The 22,293-nt window shown below is 71.8% G+C and carries 19 protein-coding genes; 13 read left to right on the top strand and 6 right to left on the bottom strand.

Annotation, left to right across the window (positions count from 1 at the left end):
- The first annotated feature begins 151 nt into the window (after positions 1-151).
- From KGA66_RS16345 to KGA66_RS16320, 6 genes are read left to right on the top strand one after another with little or no spacing between them, the layout of a single operon-like run.
- A complete protein-coding gene (locus tag KGA66_RS16345; RefSeq protein ID WP_211468990.1) occupies positions 152-1,366 on the top strand; it encodes a 4Fe-4S dicluster domain-containing protein in 1,215 nt (404 codons plus the stop codon).
- 18 nt (positions 1,367-1,384) lie between these two features.
- Complete coding sequence (locus KGA66_RS16340) at positions 1,385-1,906, top strand: cyclic nucleotide-binding domain-containing protein (RefSeq protein ID WP_211468989.1); 522 nt, start codon at positions 1,385-1,387, stop codon at positions 1,904-1,906.
- Entirely contained in the window at positions 1,903-2,781 is an 879-nt protein-coding gene (locus KGA66_RS16335; protein WP_211468988.1) for an FAD/NAD(P)-binding protein, read from the top strand. Before KGA66_RS16340 ends, KGA66_RS16335 begins: the two co-directional genes overlap by 4 nt.
- Positions 2,781-3,563, top strand: a complete 783-nt coding sequence (locus tag KGA66_RS16330; protein WP_211468987.1) for an NADH-quinone oxidoreductase subunit B family protein — start codon at positions 2,781-2,783, stop codon at positions 3,561-3,563. The genes KGA66_RS16335 and KGA66_RS16330 overlap by 1 nt, the downstream gene beginning before the upstream one ends.
- Positions 3,560-4,858 (top strand): Ni/Fe hydrogenase subunit alpha, encoded by a 1,299-nt coding sequence (locus KGA66_RS16325; RefSeq protein WP_211468986.1) that lies wholly within the window; start codon positions 3,560-3,562, stop codon positions 4,856-4,858. The genes KGA66_RS16330 and KGA66_RS16325 overlap by 4 nt, the downstream gene beginning before the upstream one ends.
- Positions 4,855-5,367, top strand: coding sequence for a hydrogenase maturation protease (locus tag KGA66_RS16320; protein WP_211468985.1), 513 nt, complete (start codon positions 4,855-4,857; stop codon positions 5,365-5,367). Before KGA66_RS16325 ends, KGA66_RS16320 begins: the two co-directional genes overlap by 4 nt.
- 118 nt (positions 5,368-5,485) lie before the next feature.
- Here KGA66_RS16320 and KGA66_RS16315 read toward each other — a convergent pair whose 3' ends face one another.
- The 4 genes from KGA66_RS16315 to KGA66_RS16300 all read right to left on the bottom strand — a co-directional run bounded on the left by KGA66_RS16315 (position 5,486) and on the right by KGA66_RS16300 (position 8,811).
- Positions 5,486-5,959: an SPW repeat protein gene (locus KGA66_RS16315; RefSeq protein WP_211468984.1), complete on the bottom strand. Its 474-nt coding sequence runs from the start codon at positions 5,957-5,959 to the stop codon at positions 5,486-5,488.
- 184 nt (positions 5,960-6,143) lie between these two features.
- Entirely contained in the window at positions 6,144-6,734 is a 591-nt protein-coding gene (locus KGA66_RS16310; protein ID WP_211468983.1) for a DUF4282 domain-containing protein, read from the bottom strand.
- Positions 6,735-6,838: 104 nt separating this feature from the next.
- Entirely contained in the window at positions 6,839-7,603 is a 765-nt protein-coding gene (locus KGA66_RS16305; RefSeq protein ID WP_211468982.1) for a nuclear transport factor 2 family protein, read from the bottom strand.
- Positions 7,604-8,262: 659 nt separating this feature from the next.
- Positions 8,263-8,811, bottom strand: a complete 549-nt coding sequence (locus KGA66_RS16300; RefSeq protein WP_211468981.1) for an HDIG domain-containing metalloprotein — start codon at positions 8,809-8,811, stop codon at positions 8,263-8,265.
- Positions 8,812-9,134: 323 nt separating this feature from the next.
- On the opposite strand from KGA66_RS16300, the gene KGA66_RS16295 reads away from it, so the two are divergent.
- The 4 genes from KGA66_RS16295 to KGA66_RS16280 all read left to right on the top strand — a co-directional run bounded on the left by KGA66_RS16295 (position 9,135) and on the right by KGA66_RS16280 (position 12,735).
- Complete coding sequence (locus KGA66_RS16295; RefSeq protein ID WP_211468980.1) at positions 9,135-9,611, top strand: pyridoxamine 5'-phosphate oxidase family protein; 477 nt, start codon at positions 9,135-9,137, stop codon at positions 9,609-9,611.
- Between the two features lie 241 nt (positions 9,612-9,852).
- On the top strand, positions 9,853-11,382 hold the full coding sequence (locus KGA66_RS16290) for a serine/threonine-protein kinase (protein WP_211468979.1): 1,530 nt from the start codon (positions 9,853-9,855) through the stop codon (positions 11,380-11,382).
- A 72-nt stretch (positions 11,383-11,454) separates the two neighbouring features.
- A complete protein-coding gene (locus KGA66_RS16285; protein WP_211468978.1) occupies positions 11,455-12,330 on the top strand; it encodes a fructosamine kinase family protein in 876 nt (291 codons plus the stop codon).
- An 81-nt stretch (positions 12,331-12,411) separates the two neighbouring features.
- A complete protein-coding gene (locus KGA66_RS16280) occupies positions 12,412-12,735 on the top strand; it encodes a thioredoxin domain-containing protein (protein WP_211468977.1) in 324 nt (107 codons plus the stop codon).
- A gap of 270 nt (positions 12,736-13,005) precedes the next feature.
- Here KGA66_RS16280 and eno read toward each other — a convergent pair whose 3' ends face one another.
- The gene (gene eno, locus KGA66_RS16275) at positions 13,006-14,268 is read right to left on the bottom strand and encodes a phosphopyruvate hydratase (RefSeq protein ID WP_211468976.1); all 1,263 of its coding nucleotides are present in this window, start codon (positions 14,266-14,268) and stop codon (positions 13,006-13,008) included.
- A 157-nt stretch (positions 14,269-14,425) separates the two neighbouring features.
- Here eno and KGA66_RS16270 point away from each other — a divergent pair, with 157 nt between their 5' ends.
- The gene (locus KGA66_RS16270; protein ID WP_211468975.1) at positions 14,426-15,130 is read left to right on the top strand and encodes an HAD family hydrolase; all 705 of its coding nucleotides are present in this window, start codon (positions 14,426-14,428) and stop codon (positions 15,128-15,130) included.
- A 190-nt stretch (positions 15,131-15,320) separates the two neighbouring features.
- Here KGA66_RS16270 and KGA66_RS16265 read toward each other — a convergent pair whose 3' ends face one another.
- Complete coding sequence (locus tag KGA66_RS16265) at positions 15,321-16,652, bottom strand: sensor histidine kinase (protein WP_211468974.1); 1,332 nt, start codon at positions 16,650-16,652, stop codon at positions 15,321-15,323.
- A gap of 248 nt (positions 16,653-16,900) precedes the next feature.
- Here KGA66_RS16265 and KGA66_RS16260 point away from each other — a divergent pair, with 248 nt between their 5' ends.
- Together KGA66_RS16260 and KGA66_RS16255 are read left to right on the top strand one after the other, a co-directional pair.
- On the top strand, positions 16,901-21,589 hold the full coding sequence (locus KGA66_RS16260) for a type VII secretion EssC family protein (protein WP_211468973.1): 4,689 nt from the start codon (positions 16,901-16,903) through the stop codon (positions 21,587-21,589).
- Between the two features lie 116 nt (positions 21,590-21,705).
- Positions 21,706-22,038, top strand: a complete 333-nt coding sequence (locus KGA66_RS16255) for a hypothetical protein (RefSeq protein WP_211468972.1) — start codon at positions 21,706-21,708, stop codon at positions 22,036-22,038.
- Positions 22,039-22,293: the final 255 nt, after the last annotated feature.

Raw genomic sequence — 22,293 nt, 5'->3', positions numbered from 1 at the left:
GCCGTAGCGCAATTCGTACTCGCGGTGCGGGCCTTTCGGCCCTGCCGGGCGATGCCCGCGGCGATCACGCTTTGGAAGTGGCGCCGTGTCGCGGCAATCGGGGCGACGTGCTGCTGGTGACCTGACAGAACTGCGGAAAGGGGACCCGCTAATGCAGCAAGGCTCGAACCCCGGCGTCGTGACGGTGTGCGCGCCTGAGCCCGTGGTGATCGGCGTGGACGCGTTGCCCGCGCTCTTCTCCGCCCTGCGGGCATGGGGCTACACCGTGGTCGGGCCGACCGTGCGTGACGGCGCCATCGTTCTTTCCGAACTGGAGTCGGCCGCCGAACTGCCCTACGGGTGGGGCGTGGAGACTGAGGCCGGCCAGTACCGGGTTCGTCGGCGCTCGGACACGGCCGCGTTCGGGCACTCGGCCGGACCCCAGTCGTGGAAGAACTTCCTGCACCCGCCCCGGGCCAGGATGTGGTCGGCCGACCGCACCGCGGACGCCGTGACCGTCTCCGGGGCCGGCGAGCAACCCCGGTACGCCCTGCTCGGGGTGCGCCCCTGTGACGTGCGCGCGATCGGCGTCCTCGACCGCGTGCTCTCCCACGGACAGCACGCCGACGCCGTCTACAGCGGGCGGCGCGACGGCGCGTTCGTGATCGCGGTGGAGTGCACCGAGCCCGGCGCGACCTGCTTCTGCGCCTCGATGGGGTGCGGCCCGGACGCACAGAGCGGCTACGATCTGGCGCTGACCGAACTGGTCGACGGCGACGATCACCGGTTCGTGGCGCGCAGCGGCACCGAGGCCGGAGCCCGGCTGCTCGCGCAACTGCCCCAGCGCCCCGCCGACGACGCGACCGTGCACAAAGCACAGGCGGCGGTGAAGCGGGCGGCGACCGAGATGGGCCGCGCGATGCCCGAGGTGGACCTGCCGCGCCTCATGACGGAAAGCCGGGAGTCCCCGCACTGGGACGACGTCGCCTCACGCTGCCTGACCTGCGGCAACTGCACGATGGTCTGCCCCACCTGCTTCTGCACCGCCACCGAGGATGTCACGGACCTGACCGGGGACCACGCCGAGCGCTGGAGCGTGTGGGACTCCTGCTTCTCCCTGGACTTCACCGGCATGCACGGCGGCGAGGTGCGCGTGAGCGGACAGAGCCGCTACCGGCAGTGGATCAGCCACAAGCTGGGCACGTGGCACGAGCAGTTCGGCTCCTCCGGCTGCGTCGGCTGCGGCCGGTGCATCGTGTGGTGCCCCGTCGGAATCGACATCACGCAGGAGGCCGCCGCACTCGCCGCGCTGCGGCCCCCGTCCGTCCTCGATGCAGCCGGCGGCGAAACAGCCGACGCCGAGGCTGTCGGCATCAAAGAAGACTGAGCGGAATCGGAGCGAACGATGACAGCCCAGATGCAGACGCGGGTGGCGGCCCACCCCTTCCTCGCCGCGCTCGCACCGCCCCAGCGTGAGCTGCTGGCCGAGGACGCCTGGCCGGTGCTCTTCGCCGCCGGCGAACGCGTCTTCGCCGAAGGCGCGGCCGCGGAACGGTTCTGGCTGATCGAAACCGGCAGCGTCGCGCTGGACATATGGGTGCCGGGCCGCGGGCAGCAGACCGTGGAGACGCTGTCCGCCGGCACGGTCCTGGGCTGGTCGTGGCTGTACCCGCCACACCGGTGGCACTTCGGCGCCCAGGCCCGCGACGACGTCGAGGCCATCGCGTTCGACGCGGCGGCGGTGCGGCGACGCTGCGAGGCGGACCCCGCGTTCGGCTACGCGATACTGCGCTGCTTCACCCCGGTCATCATCGAGCGTTTGCAGGCGACTCGGTTGCGGATGCTGGACCTCTACGCCTCGCCTGACGAAGCGGCCGACACAGACGCGCGCCGCGCCGAATCGCCGCAAAGCGAGGGGACACGGTGACCACGCTTACCGAAGCGGCCGAGGCCGAACACGCCGACCCGGCGGTTCCCCGGTTCTACCGGGTCGTATCCCGGCGTGAAGACACCTACGACACGGTCACCATGGAGTTGGCGGCCCAGGCCGACCCGCTGCCGCTGTTCGCGCCTGGCCAGTTCTCGATGCTGACCGCCTTCGGCATCGGCGAGGTGCCGATCTCGTTGAGCGGACTCGGCAGCAGCGGCGGCGACGGCGGCGGCCCGGCCGCCCTGCGGCTGCAACACACGGTGCGCGCGGTCGGGGCGGTCACCCGCTCGCTGTGTGCCGTCCGACCCGGCCAGCTGATCGGGGTGCGCGGCCCGTTCGGCACCGGCTGGGACCTGGCGTCGGCCATCGGCCACGACCTTCTGATCATCGCCGGCGGCATCGGACTGGCGCCGCTGCGGCCCGTGCTGCTCGCCGCGCTCGAGGACCGGTCGCGCTACGGCCGTCTGGTGCTGCTCGTGGGGGCCCGCTCTCCGGCCGACCTGCTCTACCCGGACGAGCTGGAGGCGTGGCGGGAACGCGGCGTCGAGGTGGCGGTCACCGTCGACCGGCCCGGCGAGGGCTGGCAGGGCAACGTCGGCGTGGTGACCTCCCTGCTGGAACCCGCCGCACCGGGCGCGAACCAGACCACTGCGTTCATCTGCGGCCCGGAGATCATGATGAGGTACGCGGCGCAGGCCCTGATCGCGCTGGAGGTGCCGACGCAGCGGATCCAGGTGTCGCTGGAGCGCACCATGCGCTGTGGAGCGGGCTGGTGCGGGCACTGCCAGCTCGGTCCGCTGCTGCTGTGCCGGGACGGGCCCGTGGTCACCTACGACCGGGCCTCGGAGCTGATGCGGATACGGGAGCTGTGATGGACGCGCCGACACTGGCCGTGTGGAAGTTCGCCTCCTGCGACGGCTGCCAACTGACCCTGCTGGACTGCGAGGACGAACTGCTGGCCCTGGCCGGCCGGGTCCGGGTGGCGCACTTCCTGGAGGCCAGCCGCGAGGTGCTGCCGGGCCCCTACGACGTCTCCCTGGTCGAGGGCTCCATCACCACCGCCGAGGACGCCGAACGCATCCGCCGGGTGCGTGAGGACTCGCGCACGCTGGTGACGATCGGGGCCTGCGCGACCTCGGGCGGGGTGCAGGCGCTGCGCAACTTCGCGGACGTCGAGGAGTTCCGCTCGGTGGTCTACGCCCATCCCGAGTACATCTCCACCCTGGCCACCTCCACCCCGATCTCGGCGCACGTGGACGTGGACTTCGAGCTGCGCGGCTGCCCGGTCGACCGGCGTCAGCTGCTGGAGGTCATCACCGCGCTCCTGGTCGGGCGCAAGCCCAACATCCCGGCGCACAGCGTGTGCTTCGAGTGCAAACAGCGCGGCAACGTCTGCGTCGTGGTCGCGCACGGCGCCGCGTGCCTCGGCCCGGTGACGCACGCCGGATGCGGAGCGCTGTGCCCCGCGCACAACCGCGGCTGCTACGGCTGTTTCGGCCCGATGGACACCCCCAATCCGCAAGCGCAGGCGGGGCTGTTGCGGGCCACGGGCATGTCGGATGACGACATCCAGCGGGCCGCGCGCACGTTCAACGTCAGCGCGCCGACCTTCATCGAACTGTCCCGGGTAGCCACCAGAGGGAAGGCGTCATGACCCACCGCCCCGATCGCACGCTCGACGTTCGCGCCCTCGCCCGTGTGGAGGGCGAGGGCGCGATGCACGTGCGGGTCCGCGCAGGCGCCGTCGAGCAGGTCCGCCTGGAGATCTACGAGCCCCCGCGTTTCTTCGAGGCGTTCCTGCGCGGCCGCCGCTACACCGAGCCGCCCGACATCACGGCCCGTATCTGCGGCATCTGCCCGGTGGCGTACCAGATGAGCGCCTGCGCGGCGATCGAGGACGCCTGCGGCGTGCAGGTCGACGGCGCCGTCGCCGACCTGCGCCGGCTGCTGTACTGCGGAGAGTGGATCGAAAGCCACGTGCTGCACATCTATCTGCTGCACGCGCCGGACTTCCTCGGCTATCCCAGCGCGATCGACATGGCCAAGGACCACCGTGACGTGGTGGAGCGCGGGCTGGCGTTGAAGAAGGTCGGCAACGAGATCATGGAGGTGGTCGGCGGCCGGGCCATCCACCCGATCAACGTGCGCATCGGCGGTTTCTACCGGGCGCCGTCCCGGCAGCAGATGACCGCCCTGGCGGCCAAGCTGCGCGTCGCGCTGGACCAGGCGCTGGACACCGCCCGGTGGGTGGCGGGATTCGAGTTCCCCGACTTCCACCACGACCACGAGATGCTGGCCCTGAGCGAACCCGGCCGCTACGCCATCGAGCGCGGCAGCGTGGTGACCACGGGCGGCCTGGCCTTTCCGGTCACGGCGTTCGAGGAACACGTCATCGAGGAACACATCGAGCACTCCACCGCCCTGCACGCGCACCTGGCCGGCCGGGGCCGCTACCTGACCGGCCCGGCGGCCCGCTACACGCTGAACCGGGCCTGGCTCTCGCCGCTGGCCCGGCAGGTCGCCGACGACATCGGGCTGGGTGAACGCTGCGACAACCCCTACCGCAGCATCCTGGTACGCGCGGTGGAGGTGGTGTACGCGGTGGAGGAAGCGCTTCGCCTGATCGACGAATACGAGCCCCCCGCCGTGCCCTACGTGGATGTGCAGCCGCGCGCGGCGACCGGGTACGGCGCCACCGAGGCTCCGCGCGGGACGCTCTTTCACCGCTACGCGCTGGACGCCGACGGCCTGATCACCTCCGCCCGCATCGTGCCGCCGACCTCGCAGAACCAGGCCAGCATCGAGGAGGACCTGCGCCGCTTCGTCGCGGACCGCCTCCACCTGTCCGACCATCAGCTCACCCACGACTGCGAGCAGGCGATCCGTAACTACGATCCCTGCATCTCCTGCGCCACGCACTTCCTGGACCTGACCGTGGACCGGTCATGAGCGCCGGCTCCGTGCCGCCCGGCGCGCCCAGGCGGTGCGTCGTCATCGGGATCGGCAACGACCTGCGGCACGACGACGGGTTCGGCCCGGCCGTGGTGCAGTTGCTGCGCGAGGAGGGCACCGTCGGCGCCGAGGTCACCTTGGCGGTCACCGACGGCGAGCCCACCGGCCTGATCGACTTGTGGACGGGCGCGGACGTGGCCGTCGTGATCGATGCGGTGCTCTCGCCCACGGATCCGCCGGGCTACTGCCACGAACTGCGCTGCGAGGAGGCGGCCGGGCTGACCGCCGCGACGGCCAGCTCCCACAGTGTCAGCCTGGGCAGTACCGTCCAGCTGGCCCGGGCGCTGGACCGCCTGCCCCGGGTGCTGGTCGTGCTCGCCGTCGTCGGGCGCGACTTCGGCTACGGCCCCGGTCTCAGTGCGCTGGTCGCGTCCGCGGTGCCGGCGGCGGCCCGGCGAGCCGTCGAACTGGTGACCGCGTCCGTTGATCATCAGCTGCGCGGGTAGTTGCGCAGTCGCCGCCCGGGTGTGATCGCCGGGATGACGGATTCCAGAGCGACGCCCGTCTCGGTCTTCCGCTGTCGCGGTACATTGAGACGGGCGTCGCCGTATGTATCGGCTGTGGTCAGCCGGCCGGGTGCCTCCTGGTGCGGTCGGCCGCGCGCATGCGGCTGCGGCCTTTCATGGCCGTGCCGACGACGACCAGGCCGAGCAGCGTGGCCACGCCTCCCGTGATGCAGTTGCTGGTGATGGTGCGGGTGGTGTGCACGCTTCCGGCGACGGCCCACGGGCTGATGACCGTCCACAGCCCGATGACGGTCGCGGCCCAGGCCATGGCGTGGGTGCGCTGGTAGGCCGAGCCGAAGCCGGCCATCAGCAGCGCGAAGCCGATGCCGGTGATCAGGTTGTTGACCGCCAGGGTGGAGAGGCCGTTGAAGCCTGCGATCCACGGGGACGCGGCCAGGTACAGGCCGGTGAGGATGCCGAGCGCCTCGGCGCCCTGCACGGTCGGGGTGGTGGTGGCGCGCTCGAAGCGGGCGCGCATTTCGAGCAGGTCCGGGTGCTGCTCGATCCTGGGTTGGCTGGTCGGGGTGGTCATGGTGACCGCCTCCTTTGGAGTGGAGGTTGTCTGCGGACGCCGGCCCGGCGCCTACCCATGAGCCGGGCCGGGCGCGATCTGGTTCCAGCTACAACACAACGCCGGATTCCCGGCGCCGTCCAGGGACGGACGTCCGGATTCCCGCCGCGAGAGTCCTGACCGGTGCGGACCGGATCCGGTGTGCTCACCGCGCGGCGCGTTGCTGCTCCCTCATGGCGTGCAGATCCTCGCTGATCCGGAAGAGAACCAGCATGAGTTCGAGCGTCACCCGCCAGACTGCGAGCCAGAACAGGACGACCAGCGGGCCGAGGACCAGCGCGAGGCCGCCCAGCCCGGAGTTGACGTCGAATCCGCTGACGACGAAGAAGAGCCAGGTCAGCACCAAGCCGATCAGTACGAGTACGTAGAGGATGGTGATGATCCTCGGCGTGACGAACGCCAGGAAACGGAAATCGAACAGACCGGCGAGGAGTCCAGGTCTGGATGTGGTGCCGGCCTCGGCGGTGTTCCAGGAATGATCATGGGACTGATTCGGCGGCAGGCCGTAAGGCGATGATGGGTAGGCCCGGCCGCCCGAGTTCCCGCCGGCCGCGGCGGCGGTCGGTTCGCTGCGGACGGACTGCGCACCGGGGCCCGCGGCCACCGGGACGGCTTGAGGGAAGGCCGGTTGCTGCGCCGGCCCGTATGGATCGATCTTCGCCCCGCACGTCGTGCAGAAGGCATCCTCCGTGGTAGCTGCCGCGTGACAACGCGGGCAGAACAAGGTCTCCGGCATGATCGGTCACGCTCCTCGGGTCTTGTTCGGGGCTCGCCGCTCACCGGGCGGCGCGGGTCGGCTGACGGGCGGCGCGGGTCGGCTGACGGGCGGCGGCGAGCAGTTCATGGCTGGGCTTGGATCTGCGAGGCGACGATCGTGCCGTTGCGCACGGTGTATGTGCCGGCGAAATGGCGGTGTGTGCCGTCCGTCTGAGTCGCGTCGAGCTGGATCGTGACGATGTCGCCGCTGGTCGAGACGATGGTCACCGCGTCCGAACTGGTGGTGGCGAACCCCTGTACGAACGACGCGTAGGAGCCGTGTCCGAGGTTCTTGCCGCCCAGGGACCAGGCGAGCGGATAGTCGCCGGCGTTGATGGCGTCGTAATACGCCTGGACGACTGTTTCGGGGCTTGACGCCGTGGGCGTCGCGGTGGTGACCGGGGCTTGTGGGACGCCGGCCGACAGTGCGGTGCTCGGGGCCGAAGACGCCGCCCCCGTATCAGTGTTCGTAGACGGCTGCTGCGCTGTCGTGGTGTCCACCGGTGGCGCGGCGGTGGCAGCGGGCGGCGTCACCGACGACGCCGCATTCACCGGGTTGCTGCGGCCGAAGCCGGTGAGGCCGAAGTACACGGCGGCGCCGATGAGGGCAGCGAGCAGTACACCGAGGGCGACGAAGGCGGAGCGGCGCCGGGGGAGGCGCGAGGGGGACTCGATGTACTGCGTAGCGGACGGATCCTGCGGACTGCTCGGGGAGCCACCGATGTCCGAGGGGCCGCCATCCCGGGCGCCGATATCCCAGGCGCCGACATCCCAGGGACTGGTGGCGTTGCCGGTGGCGCCATGGTCGGGAGCCTGCTCCAGCGCGAAGGGAACCGTATCTGACTCCACCTGCTGTATCCCGGCGGCCGGCATCGGACTCCCGCACACACCGCAGTGCCGAGCGGCCCGGACCCGGTGGCCGTTCGGGCACGTGGTGAGCATCGGCGCGCCACAGATCGCGCAGAACGCCGCCCCGGCCCGGCCGGCCGATATCGGATGGCCGTTGCGGCAGCGCACCGCGTTCTCTGTCATCTCAGCGCTCGGCGATCGTGGGTTCCCGGGTACCGCCGGGCGGTGACGATGGCGGCGGCGGGGCCGCTGTTCGCGCGACCTGCACCGCCGCGTTCGCCAGACTGGGCGACTCGGAGTCGCAGGTGCACATCGCCCCAGGCTCGCTGTCGCAACCCGTGTCCGAGCCCGAGCCCGAGCCCGAGTACGTGATCTCTGTACGTGCGAAGAAGCCCGCGGCCGCAGTGACCGGTCCGAGGCCCGCGAACCGCCGCCCCGACGAGTGGATTCCGCTTCTCATGACCACCACCTCCGGCGACGCGGCGGGCGAGTCGCGAAGCAGTGTCATCAGCGCAACACGGGGACACAAGCCCTGCAACGCGGCTTCGGCCATGCAGGTGGCGGGCACCGCGCGGGAGAGCCGAGCGCCGACCCCGCGCCGACCCCGCGCCGACCCCGCGTCGAACCCGCCGACGTCACGGAGGGTCCGTGGGCCGCTGCTAGAGGCGGGCTTGCACGCGCCCGACGGCGGCCAGTAGGTAGGGGGTGCGGTGTGCGGCCGCGCCGTGTTGCGGCGAGCCGGGGCCGTGGCGGGCCAGTGCCTGGGCGATGCGCACGTCGGCGGGCAGCATTCGCCCGTCCGGCGCGGTGGTCTGGTCCGCGTAGACGAGGGCGTCGGTGACCGGGGACGCCTCGTCGGGGAAGGCGGCCAATTGCTCGTCCCAGCCGGAGACCCGCGCCACGAACAGCGCCCCGGAGTGGTGGGCGATCAGCCCGGTCAGGCGTGGTGGCCAGCTGTACCGGGCGGCAAGGCGCGCACCGTCGAGCGGATGGAAACCGGTGAGCGCGGCGGCCGGCGCATAGCCGATGTCGTGCAGCCACGCGGCGGCCAGCAGCAGTGCCCGATCCTGCGGGGCGACCGCGCGCGCCACGGCCGCGGCCTGCGCTGCCACGGCCTGCGTGTGTATCCATCGCTGCGGCAACGGAAGCAGGACGCGGCACGCGAACCGCCGCGCCGCCTCGGCGTCGATCGACGGGTACGTGATCATGCATTCACGCTATGCGAGCCGCTGCCTGCCGCCCAAGGGCACGTCGGCCCGGCATGATCCGCTGTTCGTCGGTGGCGGCTTGTGAGCGCCGCGGCTGTGGGATGCGTGTGCGCCAAGCTCGGTGCTTGTCACGAAAAGTAGGTGCGTGTACACCTTGCGTCGGCGGAAGGAGCGCTGGCGGTCGCCGCACCGGCACCGCCGCAGTGACCTCGGTCCGGTCGAGTCGGGACGAGTGTCCCTGCCGCGGCGCGCACAGGAGTCGGACCGTTGAGCGTATGGAGATTGACAGCAATGGTCTAGAGATACTCAGTCGCGGGGAAGCGATGAGGCTGCTGGAAACCCAGGAAGTGGGGCGCCTGGTGTACACCCGCGCGGGTTTGCCGGCCGTCGCCCCGGTCAACTACACGCTGCGCGATAACGAGGTGTGGGTGTGGACCGGGTCGTTGTGGTCGATCGCCCAGGCTTCGCGCGGCGCCGTGGTCGCGTTCGAGGTCGACCATATGGACCTCGCCACCCAGTGGGCCTGGTCGGTGTGCGTTCTCGGGCGCGCCACGCTGGTGACCGATCCGCTCTCGCAGCAGCGGGCCCTCCTGGACGGCCCGGCGCCCTGGGTCTGCGGCGCGACCGACGGCCTGGTGCGCATCACGCTGGCGAAGGTGTCGGGGCGTCGGGTCATGCCGCACGTGCGCCATGCCGCCGGACCTCTCCCGGATCCGCGGCTGCTGTACGCGGCCGTGCGCAGCCCCGCGACAGAGGATCAGGTGCCGGTGGCGGCCGGCCGCGCGGCCGGTCTGCTCTGATCGCCGCCGCGGCGGCCCGAGTTCAGCCGACGGCCCGGCCTGCCGCGCCGTCAGGCCGTCGGCCATCGCGGATTGCAACAAATTGATTCACTCGGCGGGAAGCCGTATCGTGTGTGGCCGGTCGCCGGTCCGAAGCGTGCCTCACGGGGCGGTCCGGCGACGGTTTCCGCAATGGCGCCTCGGGTAGCCGATTATTCGATGGAAGAGGCCTAAATATCCGGAGCACACTCTTGGACCGGTCGTGACTGAGACTGCCGATCTGATCGCGGGACGCTATCGGCTCATCGCTCAGATCGGTAAGGGCGGCATGGGCGTGGTCTGGCAGGCGCGCGACGAGTTACTGGGCCGGACCGTGGCACTCAAGGAGCTGCCGCTTCGCTCCGCCGTCAGCGCGATGCAGAGCGATGACGGTGCGCGCCGGGCGATGCGCGAGGCGAGGATCGCGGCGCGGCTGCACCATCCGAACGTGATCGGCATCTACGACGTCGTCGATCACGACAACCGCCCGTTTCTCGTCATGGAGTTCATGGCGGCGCGCAGCCTCTCTCAGATGCTGGCCGCCGAGGAACTGCTGGCGCCGCGGGAGGCCGCGCGCGTCGGCGCTCAGCTCGCCGCCGCGCTCACGGCCGCGCACGAGGCCGGGATCGTGCACCGCGACGTCAAGCCCGGCAACGTCCTGCTCGGGGACGGCGCCGTCAAGCTCACCGACTTCGGCATATCGCGGGCCGTCGGCGACACCACGGTCACCGCCAGCGGCGTGCTGCTGGGAACCCTCGGCTACATCGCTCCCGAGGTGGCCCAAGGGCAACCGTCCGATGCTCGCAGCGACGTCTACTCGTTGGGCGCGACCCTGTACGCCGCGGTCGAAGGCCAGCCGCCTTTCGGCACCGACGACAACGCGGTCGCGCTGCTTTATCGCATCGTGCACGAGGAAATCATCCCCGCGCGCCGAGCCGGCCCGTTGGAGCCGGTCCTGATGTGGATGCTTGAGCGGGATCCCGCGCTGCGCCCGACGATGCCCCAGGTTCAGCGGGCGCTTGAGCAGGTGGAGACGGAGCCGGACGCGGTCCTGCCCGCGCAGTCGCTGGAACCTACGAAGCCCGTGGAACAGCCCGTCGCGGAACCGGCAGACGATCATACGCCCGGACTCGTAGGGCAGCCGGAGCCCGGCGACAGCGGTACGCGCCCTTCGCGCAGGGCGCGGCGCGTGCTTGCCGCGGCGTTGATCGTGGCGGTGCTGTCAGCCGTCGGGGCGGTCCTTCTCGCCCGGCAGTTCGGCGGCGGCGCAAGCGGGTCAGGAGTGAAGGCTTCCGGCACCACCCCCGCCGCTTCCCGCCGGCCGTCCGCATCCGCGACGAGGCCGACCGAGAGCCCGTCGCACGCATCGCAGGGATCGACGCCGCCGGCCTCCCGCACGCCCGCACCATCGCCCGCCGGATCGCAGCCGCTCGAAGCGCAGCTCGTCTCGACCATCGTCGACTACTACCGGCTGATGCCCGGCAACCTGAATCAGGGCTGGACCTGGATGACCGCCGACTACCAGACCAACCACGCCGGCGGCCGCGACGGTTACGACAGCTTCTGGTCCCAGATCCAGCGAGTCAGCGTCTCGGCGGTCACGGCGCAAGCTCCGTCGAGCGTGGAAGCGACGATCGACTACTACTACAAGGACGGCACGGTCATCGAGGAGCGCACCCGGTTCGGCCTGGTCCTCCAGCAGGGCCGCTGGCTGATCGCCGGCTCCTCGGTTCTCAGCCATCGAAGTCTCTGACAGCCGCTGCGGCGAAAGGCCGTCCGGGGCTGGGGCCGGGCGCGCGGCAGCGCTGCGATAGCGTGCTTTCTCGTGCCACCCACCTCCTTGTTGCTGGACCGCGTGCACGCCGCGGGACTGAGCGATGTCACGGCAGTGGAGCCGGTCGAGGGCGGGCTGGCGGCGCTCGCCGGCCTGGCGACCAGGCGCAGCGGGCCGCCGCTGTTCGTCAAGTCGTTCGTGGACGTGCCCGCGGGCGACCTGTTCGCCGCCGAGGCCGAAGGACTGGAGGTTCTGCGGGAACGCGGCGAGCTTGCCACGCCCCGGGTCGTGCTGGCGACGCGGGACGTGCTGGTCTTGTCGGTCCTGCGGGCGCGTCCGGCGCGGGAGGACTTCTGGGAACGGTTCGCCCACGCGCTCGCACGGCTGCACACCACGACCGTGCACGACAGGTTCGGCTGGGAGCGCGACAACTGGCTCGGCCGCTGCCGGCAGGAGAACGCGTGGACCGCCGACGGACACGAGTTCTTCGCCCGGCGCCGCCTGCTGCGCTGGTTGCCGCAGCGGCGTGTCCGGGCGGCGCTGGATGAGCGCGACCGGCGGGCCCTGGAACGGCTGTGTGAGCGGCTGCCCGAGGTGTTGCCGCCCCGGCCGCCCTGCCTGACCCACGGTGACCTGTGGGCGAACAACATCCTCGCCACCGAGGAGGGGCTGCCCGCGTTGATCGACCCGGCGGTCTCCTACACGTGGGCCGAGGTCGACCTGGCCCACCTGTGGTGCTCCCCGCATCCGCCGGAGGCGAAGCGGTTCTTCGGTGCGTACGCGGAGCTGACCGGCCTGGACGACGACTGGCGATCCCGGATGCCGCTGATCCAGCTGCGTCAGCACCTGGCCGTCATCGCCCAGTTCGACCACGACTGGGGCGCGGCGCAGCAGGTGCGCGACACGCTCAAGCCGTTTCGGCGATGAGCCTTCAGCGGCGGTCATCACGGTTCTGCCCGTGGGGAACGGGGCAGCGCCGGTAGCCGGCTTGTGGGGGACAGTTGTGGTATGAGGATCGAACTGCTGCTCGTGCCTGACTGCCCGAACGGCGGCAAAGCGGCCGGGCGATTGCGTCTGGCGCTGGACGAGGTCGGCCTGTCCGACGCGACCTTCACCACCCGGGTCATCGCCACGCAGGCCGAGGCGCAGGCGGCCGGATTCGGTGGTTCCCCGACGATCCTCATCGACGGGCGCGACCCGTTCGCGCCCCCCGGGGCCGTGCCCGCGCTGGCCTGCCGCCTCTACCGGACCGAACACGGGACGGACACGGCTCCCGACCTGGCCCAGTTGCGCCGGGCCCTGCGAGACGCCGATCCACCCGGCGTCGGCTGACGCACACGAGAGCGCTCGGCCTCAGCGTTCGACTTCAGTATTCGACTTCAGCGTCCGACCGTGGCAGACGGCAGACGGCAGACGGCAGACGGCAGACAGCGCGGCCGGCGGCGCGGCCGGCGGCGCGCGTCGCGGCGGCCGGTGCCGGTTCGACCCGGTCGGCCGGCGTGCCCGCGGCGTCGACGGCATCGAGCCGCATCGCCGGCCGACCGGGTCACTTCCGGGCCCAACCCCCACGCTCGCATCTGTGGTGCGCCCGCTGCGGGTCGCCTACCCGAGGCCGTAGGGCAGGTTCTCGTTCGCGGCCTCGATGGTGATCAGCCGGTTGTACTTGGCGACGCGCTCGCCGCGGGCCGGCGCGCCGGTCTTGAGCTGCCCGCAGCCGGTGCCGACCGCCAGGTCCGCGATGAAGTCGTCCGGGGTCTCACCGGAGCGGTGCGAGATCATCTGCGTCCAGCCCGCCTCGCGGCAGATGCGGATCGTCTCAAGGGTCTCGGTGACCGTGCCGATCTGGTTGACCTTGATCAGCGCCGAGTTGGCGACGTTCTTCGCGATCGCCTCGGTCGTGATCGCCGGGTTGGTGACCAGGATGTCGTCGCCGACCAGTTGCACCCGCTCGCCGAGCCGCGCGTTCAGCCGCGTCCAGCCGTCCCAGTCGTCCTCGGCCAGGCCGTCCTCGATGCTGTAGACCGGGAACCGGTCGGTGATCAGCGCGTAGCGCTCGATCATCTCGTCGCTGCTCAGCTTCTCGCCCGCGACCTGGTAGAACCCGGCGCGGTGGAACTCGCTGGCCGCCGGGTCCAACGCGATCGCGACGCCGTCGCGCCCGGCGCGGTAACCGGCGTCCTCGATGGCGTGCACCAGCAGGGTGAGCACGTCCTCGGGGGTGTCGATCTGCGGGGCGAAGCCGCCCTCGTCGCCGAGGCCGACACTGTGCCCTGCTCCGGCCAGCAGTCCGCGCAGCTTCGCGTAGATCTCGGCGCCCGCGCGCACCGCCTCAGTGAGGGTGGGCGCGCCGAGCGGGGCGATCATGAACTCCTGGAAGTCGAGGTTGTTCGCCGCGTGCGCGCCGCCGTTGACCACGTTGAAGTGCGGCACCGGCAGCCGCGGCGCCACGCCCTCGGGCGTGAGGTAGCGCCACAGCGGCACCCCGGCCGACTGGGCCAGGGCGCGGGCGGCGGCCATGGACACCCCGACGATCGCGTTCGCGCCGAGCCGGGACTTGGTCTCGGTGCCGTCCAGCTCGATCAGCGCCCGGTCCAGTTCCCCGAGGCCGGCGAACTCGCGGCCGCGCACCGCCGCGGCGATCTCGCCGTTGACGTTGCCGACAGCGCGGGTGACGCCGAGCCCGCCGTAGCGCGCCTTGTCGCCGTCACGCAGCTCGACCGCCTCGCGGGTTCCGGTCGACGCGCCCGAGGGAACCCCCGCCGTCACCTGCGTCGCTCCGTCCACGGCGAGGGTGACCGCGAGCGTGGGCCGCGAACGGGAGTCCAGGATTTCGATGGCGCTCAGGGAACTGATCCGGTACGTCATTGCGACTGCCTTCCTCGCTGATGGCCTTATGTCCGCAGTCCACCATGGCACCCGACGGCCGGACTCGAACCTGCCGAACGGCCCGGCGCTGTGGCGCGAGCGGCACCTACGAGACTCGGCGTTTCGCGTGATCCCTCGCGCGTGCGAAGATCGTCGCATGCCTGAAGCGCCGCTTCTCGTACTCTGGGACATCGACCACACGCTGGTGGCCATCACGGGTGTGGGCCGTGAGCTCTACGCGTTGGCGTTCGAACGGGTCACCGGCCAGCCGCTGGTGCACATGGCCGACATGGCGGGCCGGACGGAACAGGCCATCATCCGTGAAACGCTCGCGCTCAACAGTGTCGAATCCGCCGTGGCGTTCGAGGTCTTCTACGCGGCGCTCGTCGATGCGGCGCGATCGCTCGAAGCCCGCTTCCGGGAGCGTGGCCGCGTCCTGCCCGGCGCCCGGACCGCCATGGCCGCTTTCCGGGCCGGCGGCGCGGTGCAGTCCTTGGTGACCGGCAACCTGCCCAGCATCGCCGCAGCCAAGCTCGAAGCGTTCGGCCTGGAGGCTCTCGTGGACTTCGAGGTCGGTGGCTACGGCGATGACGGCAGCGATCGGGCGGTGCTGGTACGGCTGGCCGTCGAGCGGTCGGGAGCCAAGTACGGGCACGCGTTCAAGGCGGAACACGCGGTGGTCATCGGGGATACGCCGCACGACGTCCGCGGAGCACTGGAAGCAGGCGCCGTCGCAGTCGGCGTGGCGACGGGAGCGAGCGATGCCGACGCTCTCGCCGCGGCCGGCGCCCACGTGGTGCTGCCCGACCTGCGTGACCTCGCGGCTCTGCACGAGGTGCTGCTGGCGCGCCGCGCCGCGTGACGAAGTCGCCGTGTTCCGGCGCGGGACACTAGTGTCCCGCGCCCGAAATCCGCCGTGAAGATCGGCCCCCGCATCCCGCCTGGCTACGTTACCGAATCACCCACAGATATCCGATATGAGGGAGATTCGGCGCCTTGCCAGCCGGGCGCGGATGACCGATTTTCATGCGACGGATTTCCGGCGCGGGACACTAGCGGTGTGAGATCCGTTCCACGCCGACAGGCGTCTCCTGCGGGGGGTGCGCATCGATCTCGTGCGCGGCCGCCGAGTCGAGCGGCAGCGTGAGGGTGACCTCGAATCCGCCGTCCGGATTGCGTCCGGCGGACAGTTCGCCCCCGTAGAGCGCCGCGCGCTCCCGCATGCCGGTCAGGCCGACACCGGCACCGCTGTGGTCCGTGGACTGCGCTACCACCGAGCGCGGCGTACGGGATCGCTGGAGCGCAACGCTGTGCGGCCCGGAGTCGACTATCGCGACCCGGATGCGTTCCGGCTCGTATTCAAGCCTGACGTCCACGGACGAGCCCGGCGCGTGTTTCAGAACATTGGTAAGCGATTCCTGGACCACCCGGTAGACGCACAACTCGATGCCCGCGGGCAGCGGGCGCTGTCGGCCCGCGACCGTGTAGCGCGACGGCGTACCGGACAGTCCGACTCGCTCGATCAGGACCGGCAGTTGCGCGATCCCCGGCGCGGGCCGGTCGTCCGCGCCGGCCCCGGCCGCCTCGTCCTCGTCGGGACGCAGCAGGCTGATCAGCCGGCGAAGTTCGGCGAGCCCTTCGCTTCCGACCTCGCTGATGGTGCGCAGCGCGTGATCCGCGGTCTCCATGTCCGTGCCGAGCACGTACCGCGCCAGGCCGGCCTGGACGGCGATGACCGAGAGATGGTGCGCCGTGACATCGTGCAGCTCGCGGGCGATGCGAATGCGTTCGAGCAGAACCGCACGCTGTTCCCGGTCGCGTTGCAGGCGTTGCAGTTGCCCGTTGTGTTCGGCCGTCAGCGCCTGCCCTTTCCCGTTCGAACTCTCCCTCAGCCTCCTGGCTCCGTCCGCGACGATACCGATGATCAGCACGCGCGCCGCGGTCCCGAGACAGATGTCGAACAGCGGGCCGGTCCACTCGTGGGCGTTGCTGTACATCAGAAGCGGAAAAGTCGTCGCGGCGGCCGCCACGGCCCAGCGCCGGGCACCGCGGGAGGCCACCGTGAAGAACGCGAGTTGCAGCGCAGTCTGATTCAGGCTCAGCCAGTACCCGCGCGCCTCGTAGGCCGCCACGAGCGCGGCGCACACGGCCATCACGCTCAGCGGGAACCGGCGCCGCAGCACCAGAGCCGCGCCGATCGCTGTGGTGACAGCCACCGCGAGCACGTCGAAACGCCGCGGGCCGGAGGGAGGATACGAGATCGCCGCGCTCGTCAGGGCGACAAACGTGACGGCCACGGCGATGGCGAGATCGAGGACGTCCCCGGGTATCGCGGTCACTGCTTTCGAGGCGACGGCTTTCGCCGCGCCGTATGAGCGGAGCATCGGCCCAACCTAATGATCGCGCGCACCGCCCGTCTTCAATCACAGAGGGCTTCATCGCGCCCGTGGGTAAACCTTTGCGGTATCCGGGCCTACCGCGTGCGTTGTACGGCCCGCTCGGACTGTGAACCTGCGGGGAACGCGGCGCACCGAGTCCGGCTGAAACGCTTGACCCGCGCACGCCGGGCGGCGCGCGCGGGCGGTGACGTGCAAGACAACGAACGTGCACAACAGAGCGTGGGTGGCTGGCGATGAGGTTCGTCCATCGGGACGCCGGTGTCGAGCGGGAACTGGAGGTGCGGCTCGGCCGCCCGGACGCGGTGGTCGGTGATCTCGCGGCGGCGCTCGGCGCCCCCGGCGGCCGGCTTTTCGTCGACGGCCGGGAGACGCTGCCCGGGACCCCGTTGACCGGCTCGGGCCTCGTGATGGGGGCGCAGGTCGAGCTGGTGTCGCGCGCCGGCCGGGGGAGCGGCCCGGGCCCCGGGTCCTGGGGGGACGTGGAGCGCGCGGCATCGGTGAACACTGAGTCGGCGGACACGGCATCGGCGAACGCTGAGTCGACGAGGACTGTGTCGTCGAGGACCGCGGTGATCGATCCGGGCGCGGTCCTGCGGATCATCGGCGGCCTGGACGCCGGATTGTCCGCGGCTCTCGCGCCCGGGCGCTTCCGGCTCGGCCGCGGCGAAGAAGCGGACATCCGCGTGGCCTGCCGGGACGTCTCCCGCCTGCACTGCGAGATAGACGTGGACGAGCGCGGCGGGGTGACGGTCACGGATCTGGGGTCGAGCAACGGTACGGACGTGAACGGCACACGGCTGACCGCCCCCGCCCGGATCGGTCCGCACGACGTGGTGTGCGCGGCCGGACGGGTACCGTTCCGAGTGCTGCCCGCAGACGCGCTCGAACCGGTACAGCACATCGATCCGGCACGGGAGGCCGGGCCGGCAGGGACGCTGCCGTTCAACCGGCCTCCGCGGGTCGCCGGCCCGGCCGCTTCGCCACCGATCCGGCTGCCCGAGCCGCCGCGCCGCACCGAAGGGCAGCCGCTGCGGATATCGGCTCTGATAACCCCGCTCGTGCTCGCGGGGGCCATGGTCCTGGTGCTCAAGGACCCCGCCTACGCGCTGATCGCGCTTTTCAGCCCCCTGATCATGCTCGGAACCATGATCGAGGACCGCGCGAAGGGCAGGTTGAGCCTGCGCCGCGGAAAGCGCGAGTACGCGGCACGCCTGGCCGGCGCGCGCGAGCAGCTCGCGGCGCGGCGCGCACAGCAGATCGCCCGGCTGCACGCGCAGTTCCCCGATCCGGCGGAACTGTGCCACCGGGCATCGGCTCCCGGGCTGCGGTTGTGGGAACGGCGGCGCGGGGCCGCGGACTTCCTGCACGTCTCGGCCGGCCTGGCCGACCAGCGCTGGACGCCTCCGGTGGAGCGCGGCCGCCGCGGTGAACACGAGATCGACGACACCCTCGCCGCCGCGCTGGCCGCCGCGCAGGAGTTGCCACAGGTCCCGGTGGCCGTCGACCTGCGCGGCGGTGGTGTGCTCGGACTGGAGGGGGACCGCGCCGCGGCGCTGGCCGCCGCGCGCTCGCTGCTGTGCCAGGCGGTCACCGCCAGCGGTCCGGCGGACGTGGCGGTCGCGGTGTTCGTGGACGAGGACCGGGTCGCGGACTGGGACTGGACCAAGTGGCTGCCGCACGGTGCCGACTCGAGGTCCGGGTCCTCGCGGTTGGTCGCCGTGGGGGCGGAACGTTGTGAGGCACTGGCGCGCAGCCTGCTGTCCGAGTTCGGCGCGGCAGGCACCGGCCGGGAGGCGGATCAGAACACTGCCGGGACGCCGGTGCTGCTCGCCGTCGTCGACGGCGCGACCCTGCTTGAGGGCCGCCCGTGCGCGCTGCGGGACCTGCTCGGCGGCCGGGCCGGGCAGGTCGCCGGGATCGTGCTGGCCGGGCGCCTGCCGGCGCTGTGCACCGAGGTGCTGTCGGTGACCGCCGACGGCTCGGGACGGCTGCGGCGGGTCGCCACCGGCGAACGCGTCGACGACATCCTGGTCGCGGGCCTGGCCCGGCGCCGCGCCCGCGCCCTTGCCCGCGCCCTGGCCAGGTTCGAGGACCCGGAGACGCGGGCCGAGGGGGCCGGGCTGCCGGACCGGGTCGGCCTGCTGCCGCTGCTGGAGCTGTCCGGGCCCCTGGACGCCGCGGTGGCGGGACGCTGGCGGTCCGCGGCGCGGACGCTGCGCGTGCGGGCGGTGCTCGGCGTCACCGAGCGCGACGTGTTCCAGGTCGATCTCGACGACGACGGCCCGCACGCGCTGATCGCGGGCACCACCGGGTCCGGCAAGAGCGAACTTCTGCGGACCCTGATAGCGAGCATGGCGGTGGGCGCCGACCCGGAGCACCTCACCTTCGCGCTGGTGGACTACAAGGGCGGCGGAGCGCTGGACGAGTGCGCGCGGCTGCCGCACGTCGTCGGACTGGTGACAGACCTCGACGAACAACTCGGCGAGCGCGCCCTGCGTTGCCTGGAGGCCGAGCTGCGCTACCGGGAGCACGCGCTGCGCCGCGCCGGGACGAGCCATGTCCGCGACTATCAGCGGCTGCGCGACACCAGGCGCCCCGATCTTGAGCCGATGCCGCGGCTGGTGGTGGTGATCGACGAGTTCGCCACACTCGTCAGGGCTCTGCCGCAGTTCGTCGATGCCCTCGTCAGCGTCGCACAGCGCGGGCGCAGCCTCGGCATGCACCTGATCATGGCGACCCAGCGCCCTTCCGGCTCGGTGAGCGACGCGATCAAGAACAACGTCAAGCTACGGCTGGCGCTGCGCCTGGAGAGCGCCGCGGACTCGCAGGACGTGATCGACTCACCGGCCGCCGCCTCGATCGGCAGCAGGCAGTGGGGCCGCGGGTTCTACCGGGTGAGCGCCAGCGAGGTGCTTCCCGTGCAGACCGCGCTGTCGACCGGCGTGACCCCGTCGGCGGCCGCCGCGGGCGCAGTGAGCCTGCTGCCCTTCAGGTTGACCTCCGGGGAGCGCGCGGGGCTCGCCCCGCCGGCCAGCGGCTCCGGGCCGCCGGCTCGCGCGGCCGGTGCGCCGGTGGCGGCCGGGTCGGCGGCGACCGAGGACCTGCCCAGCGACCTGACCCGCCTGGTCGAGGCCGCCAGGAAGGCGGGCGCCGCGGCCGGGATCGTCCCGCCGCGCAGACCCTGGCCCGACCCGCTGCCCTCCGCGGTGCCGCTGCGCGCGCTCAGTGATCCGCGCCTCGGCCCCGCGGCGCGCGCACTGCAGACCGAGGCGACCGGCCTGCCGGCGTTCGCGCTGGCCGACGACCCGGACCGCCAGGCGCAGTATCCGGTCGGCTGGGACCCCGCCGCCGGCAACATGCTGATTTACGGGGCGGTCGGCGCGGGCGCGTCGACCACGCTGGCCGCGCTCGCCCTGGCCGAGGCGGCGGCGCTACCGCCGGACCGCCTGCATTTGTACGTGCTCGACATGGGCTCCGGCGACCTCGCGCCGTTGCAGGGGCTGGCGCACACCGGGGCCTACGTCGGGGCGGCGGAGCGCGCCCGGCAGATCCGGCTGATCCGGTTGCTGCGGCGGGAACTGGACCTGCGCAAGGCGGGCGGCGTCGTGCGCGGCGCGATGGCGGGGGGTCCGGCGGTGCAGGGTCCGGCGACGCAGGGTCCGGCGACGCAGGGTTCGGCGATGGCGGGGGATCCGGGGGCACCGCGGCCGGGGGCACAGGGCGTGACCGCGGCCGCGCCCGCCCGATGGCTGGTGCTGATCGACAATGTCGGTTCCCTGAGATCAGAACTCGAAAAGGATTTCGCCGGACTGGGCGTCCTCGACGAGCTCGAGCGGATCTTCGCGGACGGCCCGGCGGTCGGACTGCACATCATCGCCACCGGGGACCGGGCCGGCGCGATTCCCAGCGCCTGGGTGGCGTTGAGCCGGCAGAAGCTGCTGCTGCGCTTGGCCGACGCGAGCGAATACAGCAGCTTCGACATTCCGCGCAACGCGGTGCCCGGTTACGTGCCGGGCCGCGCCCTGGTCGTCGCGACGCGTCAGGTCGTGCAGGTCGGCCATCCGGGCCCGGAGTTGACGTCGGCGGTCGCCGAGATCGCGCAACTGCGGCCGGGTGCGCAGCGCACCGCGTACCCCGTCGTGCTGCTGCCGGAGCTGATCACGGCCGATCAGCTGCGCGGCTCGGGCGCGGTGGCGACGACCGGCCCGGAACCGTGGTGCATCCCGGTCGGCTTCACGGACAGCAATCTGGCGCCGGCCGCGCTGAGGTTGTACGAGCACGAACACGCGCTGATCGCCGGCCCGCCGCGCTCAGGGCGCAGCAGCGCCCTGCTCGCCATCGCCGCGACGGTGCTCGGTGCAGTCGACCCGCCGACCGTGGTCGCGTTCGCCCCCCGGCGCTCCCCGCTGCGCGACCTGACCGCCCCGGTCGTCGTGTGCTGCGATTACGCCGAGCTCGAACGCACCCTCGATCCCTTCACCGGCAGGACTCTGCTTCTGGTTGACGACGCGGAGACGGTCCCGGACACCCTCGGGGTGATCGACCGCTGGATCGCGAAAGCCGGCGCGGGCAGGCACGTGATCGCGGCAGGCCGCAACGACGGGGTGCGCCGCCAGTACGGCATGTGGACGCAGCGGGTGCGTGACGGCCGGTGCGGGGTGCTGCTCGTCCCGGACCACGAACTCGACGGCGACCTGCTCGGGGTCGCGCTCCCGCGCCAGCACCGGATGGCGCCCGTGCCTGGCCGGGGCTATCTGGTGTCCGACGGCGCGCTCGACGGTGTGCAACTGGCGCTGGTCACGGCGCCCGGCGGCGCGGGGAAGACTGTCGCGGGAGGCCGACGCGGCGGGTCGGCCTACAACGATCGCGGTAGTGACGAAATCAACCGATCGTTAGACGACCGAAGAGGCGGCCCGGCCTAGCGTTCTGCTTACGGCCGGTGAGGACGATCGAGCGCGATTCGCCTCCCGGCAACCCCAGGACGCGGCGGGCGGCACACGGCAGGCCCGCGGAACCGACGAGGATACGGAGCACCACCATGACCGACGGAACCGTCAAGGTCACCGCCGAGGCACACGTGCGCATCGGGCAGCTCAACGGCGCCCTCGGGTCGTTCAACGACCTCATCAACCAGATCGTGGCGCACGGCACCGCGCTGACCGACCCGAACGTGTGGGCCGGCCCGGCGGCCTCCACCTTCGCCGGCACGGTGTGGCCGGAGGTGCAGTCCCAGCTCAGCACGGTGCAGGGTTCGCTGGGCCAGCTCCAGCAGCAGGTGATGGGCATCCTCAACAACATCACCCAGGCCGGTTCCGGGCTCCCGCTCGGCGGCCTGCCGCAGCTCAGCGGCCTGCCGGTCGGCGGGCTGTGAGCTTGCGCCGCGGTGGAACGACGCCAGAACTGAAGACACGGCACTAGTGTGCCGCGCCGGAAATCCGCCGTGAAAATCGGCCCCCGCATCCCGCCTGGCTGCGTTGCCGAAACACCCACAGACGACCCGGTATGAGGGTGTTCCGGCGCCTTGCCAGCCGGGCGCGGATGACCGATTTTCATGCGACGGATTTCCGGCGCGGCACACTAGCCGACGACGGCGGTGGCGCGGCGACACGGACACAAGGTCCCTGTC

Origin of the sequence: Actinocrinis puniceicyclus (assembly GCF_018283645.1) — a bacterium.
Taxonomy (GTDB): domain Bacteria; phylum Actinomycetota; class Actinomycetes; order Streptomycetales; family Catenulisporaceae; genus Actinocrinis; species Actinocrinis puniceicyclus.
Note: the sequence above shows the minus strand (reverse complement) of the source record. Positions and strands in the feature narration are given on the sequence as shown.